Genomic DNA, 13,491 nt, shown 5'->3' with positions numbered 1-13,491 from the left:
CTTTGGTGGGATCGGTTGGGATCAGTCCGGAAACGGGTATTCCGCATAGGCGAAGTGCACGTTGTCGGGGGCCCAGGAATTGACGTTGAACGTCCCCTGCCCGCCGAACAATTCCACCGCGACGCGGGATTCGCCGCCTTCGGTGGGCATCACGCGGAGCTGCACATCGAGGTCGGCGGGGTGAGTGATCGTGCCGGTCTCGTAGCTGATATAGGCCATCCATTTGCCGTCGGGCGAGAAGTGGGGGAACCAGTTGACGCGATCGTCGAAGGTTACCTGCTCGATGCCGCTGCCATCGGTGCGCATGCGGAAGATATTGGCATGGCCCGGGCGCTTGGCGGCGAGTTCGGAATTGAAATAGACCCACTGGCCGTCGCGCGAATATTCCGGGCCGTCCGACTTTTCGGGGCGATGGACGAGGTAGGTGTCCGGCCCGCCCGCGAGGGGGATGGTGGCGATGGAGAGCTTGCCGCGGACCACTTCGCCGACGCGTTCGACGGCGGTGTAGACCAGCGTCTGGTTATCGGGCGAGACGCCGTGGAGCCAATAGCTGTAGCCGCGCTCTTCGGGATAGTCGTTGGAGATCTGGCGAGGTACGCCGCCCTCGAAGGGGATGCGGTAGAGCTTTCCAAGGGCGCTGAAATAGATTTCGGAATTGTCGGGCGAAAGGATGTGGTCGTTGTTGATGCCAGCGATATCGCCGGTCGGGATATCGATCAGGCCGGTCGAGCCATCGGCGGCCAGCCGGTAGAGTTTTCCGCCGCCATTGATGATCAACCACTTGCCGTCCGAGGTCCAATTGGGCGCTTCATAGAGCGTCGGCAGATCGATGACGGTGCGCGTGGCGCCCGTGTCCTTGTTCACGACGGATATGCGCGTGATCTGGCCCGGCTGCAGGTCCTTGCGACCCGGCCAGCGACCGCGTTCAATATTGGCTTTAGCCATTCTTTCCTCCCTTAAAGTCGAAGTCCGCTCGCCGTATCGAACAGCGATGCCGAAGACACGGAAATGCCGAGCGGCATGGCGTCGCCCTCGCGCGGGCGCAGGTCGGTTGGCACGCGGAGGCCGATCTGCTGGCCTTCCTTGGTACGGCACCAGACCAGCGTGTCCGAGCCCATGGGTTCGAGCAGATCGATTGTGGTCTCGACGAGAAAATCCTGCCCGCCGGCATGCTCACCATGGGCGATATGCTCGGGCCGAACGCCCAGCGTTGCCTTGCCGGGTCTGGCTTCAGCGGCGAAACTGTAGCGGTCGAGCGGAATGCTGGCTTGGCCCCATTTGAACACCGGTTTGCCGGCCTCGATGGCGATATCTCCGTCGATGAAATTCATGGCTGGCGAGCCGATAAAGGCTGCGACGTAGCGGGTTGCCGGGCGCTCGTAGATTTCCTCGGGGCTGCCGAGTTGTTCGATGCGGCCCTTGTTCATCACCGCGATCATGTCGGCCAGGGTCAGCGCCTCGACCTGGTCATGCGTGACATAGATGGAGGTACTGCCGAGGTGGCGATGCAGCCGCTTGATTTCGCGGCGCAGCTCGACGCGCAATTGCGCATCGAGATTGGAGAGCGGCTCGTCGTAGAGATAGACCTCGGCCTCGCGCACCAGCACGCGGCCGATGGCGACGCGTTGGCGCTGGCCGCCGGAGAGCTCGGCGGGGCGGCGATCGAGCATGGTGTGGAGTTGCAGCGTCTCGGCGGCACGCTGCACGCGCTGGGCGATTTCGGCGGCTTTCACTCCTGCGACCTTGAGGCCGAAGGAGAGGTTCTGACGCACGGTCATCTTGGGGTAGAGCGCATAGCTCTGGAAGACCATGGCGATGCCGCGGTCCTTGGGCTCGGCCCAGGTGACGTTTTTGCCCCCAATCCATATCTGGCCGCTGGTGATGGGCTGCAGACCGGCGATGGAATTGAGGAGCGTGGATTTTCCGCAGCCCGAGGGGCCCAGCAGCACGAGGAACTGGCCGTGTGGCACCGTCAAGTCGAGCTTTTCGAGGGCGGTGAATTCGCCATAGCGGATGGAAAGATTGCGTGCTTCGACTTCTGCCATTTTGCTATCCCTTGACGGCGCCGGCGGTGATGCCGCGCACGAACCAGCGACCTGAAACCATGTAGACGAGCAGCGGCACCATGGCGGTGAGCATGGTTGCCGCCATTTCCACGTTGAACTGCCGCTCGCCGGTCTGCGAGGCGATGATGTTATTAAGCTGCACCGTCATCGGCGCATTTTCCCGGCCGCCAAAGGTCAGACCGAGGATGTAGTCGTTCCAGGCGCCGGTGGTTTGCCAGATGACGACGACGATGGTGATCGGGGCCGACATGGGCACGAAGATCGACCAGAAAATGCGCCAGAACCCGGCCCCATCGACGCGCGCGGCCTTAAATATCTCGATCGGTAGGCCGGCGTAGAAATTGCGGTACATCAGGGTCACGACCGGCAGGCCGAAGATGACATGAACCGCGATCAGGCCCGGTAGCGAGCCATAGAGGCCGAGCGAGGACCAGAGGCGAACCAATGGGTAGAGCACCATCTGGAGCGGGATGAAGGCGCCGAACATGAGGACGGTGAAGACCAGATTGGCGCCGCGGAAGCGCCAGAAGGACAGGACGTAGCCGTTAAGGGCGCCGACAAGGATCGAAAGCACGACGACGGGCACGACAATCTTGAGGGAGTTGAGGAAGCCGACCTGCACGCCGCCGCAATCAAGGCCGGTGCAGGCCTGGCTCCAGGCAGCGCCCCAGGCTTCGATTGTTGGCGCGAGGGGCGGCATCAGCACATTGGTGGCGCGGACCTCGGCCATGGTTTTGAGGGAAGTAGACACCATGGTGTAGATCGGTAGTAGGAAGAACAGCGCGGCTACCAGCAGGAAGGCGTAGATACCGGCGCGCTCCCAGCTAAAGGTGGCGGGGCGCGGCCCATCGTGATGGGCAGTGGATGCAGCGAGGGGGAGAACTTGCTCGGACATGGGTTTCACCCTTTCGACGCGCTGGCGGCGCGACGGGTCTGCCAATGGCGCGCGTACCAGATGGGCGCGGCTACGGCGACGACAGTGAGAATGAGAATGGTGGCGCCGGCGCTGGCGAGCCCGACATTCTGGCGTTCGAAGAGGTAGTCCATGACGAACTTGGCCGGCACTTCGGTGGCGCTGCCCGGCCCGCCGCCAGTCATGGCAACCACGAGGTCGTAATTGCGGATGACACCGAAAGCGAGCAGCAGAATGCAGGTGGCAAAGGACGGCCCCAGCATCGGCAGGATGATCGAGAGATAGGCCCGCCATTTGGGGATGCCCTCGATATTGATGGCTTTCCAGATGTCCTCATCGATGCCGCGAAGACCGGCGAGAACCAGCGCCATGACAAGGCCGGCACCGTGCCAGATGGCGGCGGCGACGATGGTGTAGATGGCGAGGTTGCGGTCGATCAGCAGGCGGAAGGTGAAGTCGGTCCAGCCAAGGTCCTGCATGAATTTTTGAAGGCCGAGCTGGGGATTGAGGAACCACTGCCAGGCAAAGCCGGTGACGATGTAGGAGAGCGCGTAGGGATACAAAAAGATGGTGCGGAGCGCTGATTCAGCGCGCACTTTCTGGTCGATGAAGATCGCCAGCAGGTAGCCGAGAACGAGGCACCCGCCGACGAAGCCGATGCCAAAGATGGCCATGTTGCGCAGCGAGACGAGCCAGCGCGGCGAGCCGAAGAGGGCCACATATTGCTCGAAGCCGACAAAGCTGAATTCGGGAATGGACCTGGAGCCGGTGAACGACAGGCCCACGGTCCAGGCGATGCAACCGACAAAGACGACGAGGGCTACAAGAGCCGTCGGCGCCAGCGCGATCTTGGCGGACAGATTTTTCATTGATATCCCTGAGGCCATGGCAAGCGGGGCGCGGCGCACAACCGCGCCCCTTGGGAGGCGCCGGACCAGGGCCCGGCGGGCAGTATTCAGGAAGCTTCGAGCGCGTAGGCAAAACCGTCGATGACTTCATCGACGCTCATGTCGGGATTGGCCCAGAACTCGTTGACGATGTCGCGATATTCGCCATCCTGCTGCTGGGTGATCAGCGAGCGCGGATTGGGGACGAGATTGCCGTCGGCATTGAAGGCATCGTAGCCGATCGTGAGGCAGGCATCGGCATTGTCCGGCAGGGCCGCATCGCGGCGCACCGGCAAGGCGCCACGCGGGGCGACGTAGAGCGTTTCGACCGCCGGATCGCCGATGATCGAAGCGAGCTTGAGCTGGTCTTCGGTCGGGCCTTCGCTACCGGGTTGCTTGGGGAAGACCATGACGTCGCTGTGGAGCTGTACGTAATCGCGCTCGCCGGGAATGAAGCAGCCGAAATCGGTGCCGGCGACAAGGCCGGCAGCGCGATATTCGCCATCGGCCCATGAGCCCATGATCTGCACGGCTGCTTCGCCGGAGCTGACGAGATTGGCCGAGAGGTTCCAGGCGCGGCCGATATTGCCTTCGTCGGTATAGTCGCGAAGGCGGCCCAGCGTTTCGAAGGCACTGCGGACGACATCGCCGCGAATGGCTTCGTCGCTCCGCTGGTTCCAGACCTGGTCCCAGACGTCGGGGCCGCCCTTTTCGAGGAGGATCGCTTCGAAGGGGAAGCGGATGTTGAAGGCGTCGCCGCTGAAGGCTAGCGGAATGAGACCATCGGCCTTGACCGCATCGAGCGCGGCGAAGAAATCGTCACCAAAGCCGACTGGCTCGGCGATGCCCAGCCGATCGAACACGCCCTTGTTGTAGAAGACGAAATTGGGCGTATAGAGGGCCATGGGCGCGATGTAGATCTTGCCATCGGGGCCCGAGATTGCGTCGACCAGCGGCTGGGGCATGTTTTCGCGCCAGTTGCCCGCGGTTGCGGCGGCGTCGATATCGGTCAGCATGCCCTGATCGATGAAATCGAGATGGTCGCGATTGGTGACCGTCGAATAGGCCTGCGAGGGCTGGCCGGCCTGCATCTGGGTCGTATAGACGCGGCGCGTGTTCGGCGGACCGGCGACGGCGTTGTCGACCCAGGTGCCACCGGCCTCGGTGAACTTGTCGGCGATGACCTTGAGCGCTTCGGCCTCGGTCTGCGACGTATAGTGGTGAATGACCTCAAAATCGTCGGCAGTCGCCGGGTTGGCAGCAAGACCCAGCGCCAGCGCGGAAATTCCGGCCAGATAAACAGTCCTCATTATCGTCCTCCCAGGCGCAGCTTGCAGCGGCGCCATCCTGATCCCTGCAACGTCAGCGCCATTGGCTTATTTTTGACGTTTGCCGAATTAAAGAACGACCGCGAGCAAACAATGTCAAGCGACTCTCGTTGGTGTTTTTATGGAACCGCAGCTCCAATGGGCCCACAAAATCCGCCTATCTAGCTGTAATTCATGCGCTTATGGACTTTTGTTATGTCTCAAAACATTTTTGAAGAAACTGGTCGCATCGCATGAATTTTGATTGGTTTCAAAATTAATTATGGAAGCGCTGGAACTTGGGCGCTACTGTTGCCGCGTCAAGCGCACCCAGATGCGCTGGCAAAGCTGGGGGGAGAGGCCATGCCCGAACGACAATCAGCGCGGTGCCGCATGCATATGCTCGACAAACGGGCCGACAGCATGCTTGTGCTTGCAGCGAAAGCCGGTCTCCCAGTTCACCCTGGAAGCGCGGTATGACCTTGGACAATGCAGCACGGCGGAAACACACCGCCGCGAGGGAGGAGCGCATGCGGATCCGGCCACCAAAAGGCCCGCAACTTGTCGGCGAATTGGCCGACCAGACGCGCGAGCCGGATTCCGTCCGCAGCGACAATATTGGCTTTGTGCTCGATATCCTGCGCCAGGAGGGGCCGATCTCCCGCATCGAGATTTCAACCGCGCTCGAACTATCGCGCTCCACCGTCACCGAAATCACCGCCGAACTGCTCCAGGATGGCCTGATTCAGGTGCATGAGGACGAGGAGGCGGCTGACGCAGCCACTGTGCGCGGCCGCCCCCGGGTGCGCCTGTCGCTTAATCCGCGCGCAGCCTATGCCGTTGGCGTGCGCCTCGGGCTCAGCCAGATCACCGTATCGGTCACCGATTTCGTCTGCGACGTGCTGCATTCGAGCACCCTGCCCTTCCGTTCCTCGCGTCAGGCGCCGGAAGTGGTTGCCGATGTCGTCGAGGACGCCATCCTGCGCACGGTTGCCGATTGCAACCTCGGTCTCTCGGATATCAATGCGGTCTGCGTCGGTGTGCCCGGCATGGTCGACAGCAAGCTCGGCATCTGCCACTGGAGCCCGGCCTTTTCGCGCATTCCTGTGCCGTTCGCGGACCTGCTCTCACAGCGGCTCAATATTCCCGTCGTCATCGAAACCCATACCGTGCCCCTTGCCACCGCCGAGCGTAATTTCGGCAGCGCGCAGGATCGCGATACTTGCGTCGTCATCACGCTGGGCCATGGCGTGGGCATGGGGATTCTCATCAATGGCGAGGTCTATCGCGGCGCCCATGGCTTTGCCTCGGAGTTCAGCCACACCAAGATCGAAGAAGGCGGGCCGCTCTGCGAATGCGGGCAGCATGGGTGCCTCGAAGCCCATATCGGTTTCCGCGCCATTTTGCAGGCGGCGGGAGAGGAATTGGCAGGTCCTGTCTCGGATGATCCGCGTTCGCGCGAGCGGAAGGTGCTGGAACTGATCGAGCTTGCGGATGCCGGCAACGAGCACCTGCGCGCCGTTTTTGCGCAGGTCGGCACCTATCTCGGGCGCTCGCTCGCCAATCTGTGTGGTGTTATCGACCCCGCCCGCATCATCTTTTCCGGGCTCAACATGCGCTCGTCGCACTATTGGCTCGAACCGGCCAAGGCAGCGCTCTTTGCCAATGTGCGAGCACCGATGCAGGGGCGGCTGGAGTTCGTGGTCAACGATCGGGACGACGTGTTCTGGTCGCGCGGCGCTGCGGCGCTGGTGTTGCACCAGCTCTATCGCTCTCCCCTGCTGCTGCGCGCCAAGAAAAGGCAGGCTCAGTAAGGGATCAGCGCTTCGCGGCGGGAGGCTATTGCCCGCGCAGGATTTCGGAGAGCTTACGCGGCGGCGCCAGGTTTTCCGAAACGTCGATGCCGGACAGCAGATCGACCAGATGGCTGGTCATCAGTTCCGAGGCATCCTTTTCGCTGTTTTTGGCAATCGCATCGACCAGCGCGTGATGGGCATGGCTCTCGCAGAACGTGTCGCTGCGGCGCGAATAGAGAGAAATAATCAGCGCCGAGCGGGAGCATAGCGACTGGATGATTTCGGTCAGGATGGACTGGCCGGCGATCTCGGCAATGCCTTCGTGGAAGCGAGCGGAGAGCATGATGGCGTCGCCCTGGCGACCGTCATGAATGGCCTTGTGCTCTTCGTCGAGATGCTTGCGCAGCAGCTTTATGTCGGCCGGTTTGGCGACAGCGGCGGCCATGGCGGCCACCTTGGGCTCGATGATGGCGCGCGCCTCGAAAACCTCGCGCGCTTCGCGCTTGGTCGGCTTGGCAACGAAGGCACCACGATTGGGTTCGAGCTGCACGAGCCTGTCGTGCGCCAGAGCCTGAAGGGCGGCGCGGACAAGAGTGCGGCTGACTGAATAGACATCGCCAAGCTCGTCTTCAGGCAGCTTGGTGCCGGGCGCAATGGCGTGCGCGAGGATCGCGGCTTTCAGATCGTCATAGATTTGCGTCCAGCGAGCGCTTGTTACGTTGCCAGTTGCGCGGTCGTCGTTTGCTTTCAGCATGCCTGAATCCTCTTGTTGCTACTTATGTTGTCCGCAATCGCAACGCAAGATTGGATTCATTTCAGGCATGGCTCGCACACATCAGTCGCGGGTGTCCAAAATGGGCAGAAGGACCTGACCGATCATGCCGCTGGCTCCGGCGGCAGAGGCAGGTCGATGGGCGCGTCAAAGGTGCGATGCACCATGCCCCAGCCGGGATCGGTGAGGTGATTTTCAAGGCCACCGCGCTTCACGACGGCCCAAGACTGCGCCTCGGCTTCGGCGAGTACGGCATCGACGTCGACGGTGAGGACGCGCTTGTCTTCCATCAGCACCTTGCCATCGACGATGACGGTTTCGACGTCCTGGCCGACGGCCTGGAGCACAAGGCGATGGATGACCATCCAGTTGGGCACGAGGTGGGGCTTGCGCAGGTTGACGATGGTGACGTCGGCCTTCTTGCCGACTTCGAGGGAGCCGACTTCGTCCTCCATGCCGAGCGCCTTGGCGGCATCGATGGTGATCATTTCGAAGAGTTTGCCGGGTGGCAGGAGGTAGGCATCCTGATTGCGCCAGCGATGGGCAAGCTGGGCCAGCTTGGCGGCGTGCAACAGGTCGAAGGTGGCCCAGGGGGCAGCGCCGTCGGTGGTGATGGCGACGTTGACGCCGCGCTGCATCATTTCGATCACAGGGGCTCGGCCGCCGGGCGAATGGGTCATGCTGGTACCGGTCTCGGCGAGGATGTCCACCTCTTCGAGGCTGAGGCCGATGCAGTGTTGAAGGTGCACGTTTGGGCCGAGAATGGCGCTTTCGGGGTCTTGCCAGGCCATGCGGACGTGGCCGGCGAAGGCGTCGGAATGGATGCGGGTGCCGTATTTGGCGGCGAGGGCCTTTACCCTTAGTCCCTGCATCCGGTCGTCCAGCGTGGAGCGCGTCGCCCGATCGGGCGTCGTCGGGTTGGAGGGGTCGATCGAGGGCATGATGGTGAATGGCGTGACGAAAGCCTTGATGCGGCCATCGGCGGTGCCGTTGACCGTCTGGATGACAGCCTCGGCGCCAGCCATCAGCGCGTCGAAGCTGACCGAGCGGCGCACTGGCTTGCCATCGACCCAGCGCGTTGTCGGGTGTGGCCACGGCATGCCGGCTGGGCCGGTGCAGACGATGTCGCGCAGGCCGACTTCGGCATAGCCCTTGGTCTGGTTGATGGCGAAGGTCGGGTCGTCGCTACGTGGCGCCGAACCGACGACGCTGACCGAGGTGGTGACGCCCATGCGCAGGCGATCGACCGCGGAGATATAGCCGTCGGCCAGCCAGAACTCTGGTGTCGTGTAGTGAAAGTACATCGGCGTGACGACGCGCATCCAGAGCGACGGCGTATCGGCGCCGAGGGTCTTGATGAGCGAGTGGCCGGCATGGCCGTGTGCATCGACAAGGCCGGGAATGACCGCCCTGCCCGCGCAATCGATCAGACGATGTTGCGGGTAGAGCGGGAGGAGTTCCTGGGTCGTGCCGACGGCGACAATGCGGTCGCCGCTGATGGCCACCGCGCCATCCTCGATGATGGCGCGGGCGGGGTCCATGGTCACGACGGTGCCGTGGACGAGGAGCAGGTCGGACATATGCTTGTTCCCTGGATTTATCAGTCGAGACGGACGAGTTCGCGCGGAAAGTCGGTGATCCACTTTGCCCCGGTGGCGGTGACGAGCGCCATGTCGCCGATACAGACATGGCCGAGGCCGGGCAAAGTGAAATTGGGATGGATTTCGAAGATCATGTTTTCGGCGATGAGGGGCAGTTTGCCATCTTCACTGCGATCGCGCTCGGGGTTGACGGCCTGCACGTAGCTTGGGTCGGAATAGTTGACGCCAAGGGCGTGGCAGGACTGGAACCGGAAGGGGTCGTTGGCGCGGGTGTAGGGGCAGAAGGCGTCGATATCGGCTTCGAGCGTATCGACGAGGTTCTGCATCGGGGCGCCGGGAATGAGGGTCGCAAGAGCGCGGTCCTGCATCTCGACCATGCGGTTCCAGGCATCCTGCATTTCCGGGGAGATCGGGCCGCGGACGCCGGTGCGCAGGCATTGGCCGAAATGGCCTTCATAGGTGACGGTGGCGCCAAGCTGGACGCGGTCTTTGGGACCGAGCGCTTCGTTGAGTTCAAAGAGCTCGAAATAGGTGGTGGGCGGAGCTTCGCCCGTGGCGAGCCAGATGCTGGAAGAGTCGGCACCGAGCTTGCGGCCGGCCAGTTCGGCTTCGGTCATCAGATCGGAGGGTGTTGTTGCCTGCAGGCGAGCGAGGTCCATCACTCGTTCGATCATGGCGACGGAGATGTCGGCCGCCTTCTGGTGCATGGCGACTTCGTCGGCGTGGCGCACGAGGCGGAGGGCATCGAGGGCGTCGCCGAGGAAGACCTGTTCGCTGACCATGCCATCGAGAGCCAGCTTGAGCGGCGCGGGCATGTAGGGCGTGCCTGAGACGCCGATCTTGCCGCCAAGAGCGCCAAGTTCGCCGAGGCCGGTTTCGAGCAGTTTTGCGAAGGGCGCGATAGGGCCATAGGCGCGGGCATCGGCGAAGAAGCTGCAGCGCTGATTGAAGACGCGGGTGTTGTTGGGACCGGCCGAGAGGATGATCGCCCTGCCCTCACGCGGTAGCAGCATGATCGTGCCGGCTCCCTTGACGCTCCAACCGGCGAGATAGTGGAAGGGGCCGCCACCGCCCAATGCGCGCGGGTGGGAGAAGATCATCAGCACGTCGACACCGGCGTCGCTCATGATGCTGCGGGCCGCGGCGATGCGCTCGAGGAGGCGTGCGTCGGAGATGCGGTCGATCGTAGAAAGAAGGGTCATCAGCGAATTCCTGAGCTCATGAGGCCGCGCACATAGTAGCGCTGGAGAATGATCGCGATTGCGACCAGCGGGATGGTGACGACGGTGACGCCGGCAAAGAGCGGACCATCGAGAGGGAAATTGGGAACGCTCTTGAAGCCGGAAATGGCGACCTGGGCGATCTGCATGTTGGGGTCCTGGATGATGACCAGCGGCCAGAGATAGGCGTTCCACGACCAGATGAACTGGATGAGGACGAGGGTGGCGAGGGCCGGCTTCACGTTTGGCAAGGCAATGCGCCAGAAAATTTTGAGCGTCGAGGCGCCATCGACGCGGGCAGCATCGTCGAGTTCGACCGGGATGGACTGGAAAGCCTGGCGCATCAGGAAGATGCCGAAGGGGCTGCAGGCGAAAGGCAGGAAGAGCGCTGGATAGGTCGAGACCAGCCCCATGCCGCGGACCACTTCATAGAGGGGGACGAGGATCACTTCGAGCGGCACGAAGGAGGTGAGCAGCAGGATGATGAAGATTGTGTCGCGCAGAGGAAAGCGCAGGCGGGCGAAGGCGTAACCGGCCAGCGTCGAGGTGATGACGGCGATGAGCACCTGGCCGCTGCTGGCGATGATGGTGTTGAGCAGCGTGCGGCCGAAGTTGAGCTGGAAGAACAGGGCCGCGTAATTGTCCAGCGTGGGAAAGGGCGGCAGGAAGGTCCAGACCGTCAGGGGATAGCGGAATTTGACGACGTCGTCGGTGGTCTTGAGCGAGGAGAGCGCCGACCAGACGATGGGGAAAGCAAAGACGGCAGCGATGAGCAGGAGGCTGATGGCGCCGATGACCCGGCGGGTGGTCCAGAGCGAGGCGCGTTTCTCGACGATGGTGGCGATGTTGGTGGCGGGAAGGGTCTGGTCGGACATCACGAGGCTCCGGCTTTGCTGCGCAGGGTGACACCCTGGATGATGGTGATGACGACGAGCATGAGCAGCATCACCACCACGCTGGCGGCCGCCTGGCCCGGCGAATTGAAGAGGAAGGCCTGAGCGTAGGAGAAATAGGCGAGATTGGACGTCTGGCCGTTGGGGCCGCCCGAAGTCAGGATCTGGATGGGGGTGAAGAGACGCGCGGCGGCAATCGTGGTCATGAACAGCGCGAGGATCAGACTGGGGCGCAGCAATGGCAGGGTTATGCGCCAGAATTTGCGCCACGCATTGGCCCCATCCATGGAAGCCGCCTCGAAGAGGTGCGGCGGGATGGCTTGGAGGCCACCGAGGAAAATCAGCATGGGCAGGCCGACGTCCTTCCAGGCGATCATGATGACGATGGAGACGATGGCGAGGTTGCCATCGGTGAGGAAGGGTTGGGTCGGCATTCCCATGGCGCGGAAGATGGCGTCGAAGAGTCCACTGGAAGGTTGGTAAAGCTGGTTCCACATCAGGGCCGCCACCGCTTCTGATGATGCGAGTGCGGCGAGGATGGCGCCGCGGGCGAAGGCGGTTCCCGGCATGCGCTTGTCGAGCAGCAGGGCCAGACCCAGCGCCATGGGGATGATGACCACGATCATCAGCACCATGTAGACGAGCGAGACCCAGAAGGCGGACTGGAAGGCGGGGTCGGCAAAGATCTGCTGATAGTTTTCGAAGCCCGCCCAGCCGGTGGCGCGATGGGTGAAGGGATTGAACGAGCGAAAGCTGTTCATGATGGCGACGATCAGCGGCCAGATCCAGAAGATGCCAAGGCCGGCCGCCGCCGGGATCACCATGAGCGGGCCGATGGCGAGTTCGCCTCGTCGGGTCGGATTTACGGAAAAGCCGGGGAATTTCATCGTCGCAAAATCCTCGTGGAGCAGGACCGCCCCGCCGAAGCGGGGCGGCTTTCGGGCTTACTTGTACTTGGCGAGGAGACCATCGATCTGGGTGGCGACCTGATCGAGGCGCGCCTGCGGATCGGCGCCGAGGGCAATGTCCTTCACTGCCGGATTGATGGCGCTGAAGTAATCGAACCAACCGACAGACTTCGGCGGGCCGAAGGCGTGGTCGGCGACATTGGCGCCGAGCAGCAGGCGCTGATCAGAAGCATATTCGGGCAACGCATCGACCAAGGTCTTGCGCACCGGCATCGAGCCCCAGGCGTCGTGGAAAGCGAAGCGGTTTTCGTCATTGCAGATGAAGGCGAGAAGCGCGGCGGTTTCGGCCGGATACGGCGTGCCCGAGAAGATGATCGGGGAGTCGGCGACGGTGGTGGTGTAGGCGATGGTGCCCTTGGGGGCCGGCGACATGCCGAAGTTGAACGGCTGGCCGGTTTTCAGGAAGCGCTTCACCGTGCCGGTGCCGCTGAAGGTGATGGCGGCAGCGCCGCCGCGGAACTGGTCGGGTACGACTCCGGTGGGCGTATAGCCATTGGTGAAGACGGTCTTGTAATTGGCCAGGCCCGCTGCCGCTTCGGCGGTGTTGACGTAGCCGGTGGCGGTGAAGCCATCTTCGGACACGCCGAGGAAGGTATTGTTGAGCGAAGAACCCTTTTCGGCGTTCGGGTCGCCCATCATGCGCACCCAGATGCTTTCGAGCTGGGTGTAGTTGGAGCCCGGCCCGCCATTGCCATAGCCAGAGGCCGCAAGAGCGAAGGTCTGTTCGTCGCCCGAGGAGCGAAGGGCGGTGGTCACGTCATCGAAGCACTGGAGATATTCTTCCACAGTCCAGCCGCCATCGTATTCGGCGACTTCCGGCGGCGGGGTGACGCCGATCTTGTCGAAGATATCGCGATTGAAGGCCATGTAGACCGGGTTGGTTTCCCAAGGCAGACAAACCAAGTTGCCGTCGATGGTCGCGGACTCGCGCAGCGGGGCGTAGACGTCGTCGATGAATTCGGGGGAGAGGAACTGCTGCAGCGGCAGGGTGAGTTCGCCGGCGGCATAGGCCGAAGCGAAGTCGTTGCGGCCCATCATGATGTCGGGCGCGGCGCCAGAGGCGACATA

At 62.7% G+C, this 13,491-nt stretch carries 12 protein-coding genes; 1 reads left to right on the top strand and 11 read right to left on the bottom strand.

The window, feature by feature from the left end:
* Positions 1-21: 21 nt before the first annotated feature.
* From ABW043_RS14040 to ABW043_RS14020, 5 genes are all read right to left on the bottom strand, one after another.
* Complete coding sequence (locus ABW043_RS14040; RefSeq protein WP_353921829.1) at positions 22-945, bottom strand: TolB family protein; 924 nt, start codon at positions 943-945, stop codon at positions 22-24.
* Between the two features lie 11 nt (positions 946-956).
* Positions 957-2,045 carry an ABC transporter ATP-binding protein gene (locus ABW043_RS14035; protein WP_353921828.1) on the bottom strand — a complete coding sequence of 363 codons (1,089 nt, stop codon included), beginning with the start codon at positions 2,043-2,045 and terminating at the stop codon, positions 957-959.
* A 4-nt stretch (positions 2,046-2,049) separates the two neighbouring features.
* Positions 2,050-2,961, bottom strand: a complete 912-nt coding sequence (locus ABW043_RS14030; RefSeq protein ID WP_353921827.1) for a carbohydrate ABC transporter permease — start codon at positions 2,959-2,961, stop codon at positions 2,050-2,052.
* 5 nt (positions 2,962-2,966) lie between these two features.
* On the bottom strand, positions 2,967-3,848 hold the full coding sequence (locus ABW043_RS14025) for a carbohydrate ABC transporter permease (RefSeq protein WP_353921826.1): 882 nt from the start codon (positions 3,846-3,848) through the stop codon (positions 2,967-2,969).
* Positions 3,849-3,934: 86 nt separating this feature from the next.
* Entirely contained in the window at positions 3,935-5,176 is a 1,242-nt protein-coding gene (locus tag ABW043_RS14020; RefSeq protein WP_353921825.1) for an ABC transporter substrate-binding protein, read from the bottom strand.
* Positions 5,177-5,703: 527 nt separating this feature from the next.
* On the opposite strand from ABW043_RS14020, the gene ABW043_RS14015 reads away from it, so the two are divergent.
* Entirely contained in the window at positions 5,704-6,987 is a 1,284-nt protein-coding gene (locus ABW043_RS14015; RefSeq protein WP_353921824.1) for an ROK family protein, read from the top strand.
* Between the two features lie 25 nt (positions 6,988-7,012).
* On the opposite strand, the gene ABW043_RS14010 is transcribed toward ABW043_RS14015, so the two are convergent.
* The 6 genes from ABW043_RS14010 to ABW043_RS13985 all read right to left on the bottom strand — a co-directional run.
* On the bottom strand, positions 7,013-7,723 hold the full coding sequence (locus tag ABW043_RS14010; protein WP_353921823.1) for a GntR family transcriptional regulator: 711 nt from the start codon (positions 7,721-7,723) through the stop codon (positions 7,013-7,015).
* 122 nt (positions 7,724-7,845) lie between these two features.
* Positions 7,846-9,321, bottom strand: coding sequence for an amidohydrolase family protein (locus ABW043_RS14005; RefSeq protein ID WP_353921822.1), 1,476 nt, complete (start codon positions 9,319-9,321; stop codon positions 7,846-7,848).
* Positions 9,322-9,341: 20 nt separating this feature from the next.
* The gene (locus ABW043_RS14000; protein ID WP_353921821.1) at positions 9,342-10,544 is read right to left on the bottom strand and encodes a M24 family metallopeptidase; all 1,203 of its coding nucleotides are present in this window, start codon (positions 10,542-10,544) and stop codon (positions 9,342-9,344) included.
* Positions 10,544-11,437, bottom strand: a complete 894-nt coding sequence (locus ABW043_RS13995) for a carbohydrate ABC transporter permease (protein ID WP_353921820.1) — start codon at positions 11,435-11,437, stop codon at positions 10,544-10,546. The genes ABW043_RS14000 and ABW043_RS13995 overlap by 1 nt, the downstream gene beginning before the upstream one ends.
* Positions 11,437-12,342 (bottom strand): carbohydrate ABC transporter permease, encoded by a 906-nt coding sequence (locus ABW043_RS13990; RefSeq protein ID WP_353921819.1) that lies wholly within the window; start codon positions 12,340-12,342, stop codon positions 11,437-11,439. The genes ABW043_RS13995 and ABW043_RS13990 overlap by 1 nt, the downstream gene beginning before the upstream one ends.
* A gap of 57 nt (positions 12,343-12,399) precedes the next feature.
* A partial coding sequence (locus ABW043_RS13985) for an extracellular solute-binding protein (RefSeq protein WP_353921818.1) occupies positions 12,400-13,491 on the bottom strand: 1,092 nt, incomplete at its 5' end.

It is taken from the genome of Devosia sp. (assembly GCF_040509215.1).
Taxonomy (GTDB): Bacteria; Pseudomonadota; Alphaproteobacteria; order Rhizobiales; family Devosiaceae; genus Devosia.
The sequence above is the reverse complement of the archived record's forward strand: the minus strand, read 5'-3'. Positions and strand labels throughout refer to the sequence as shown.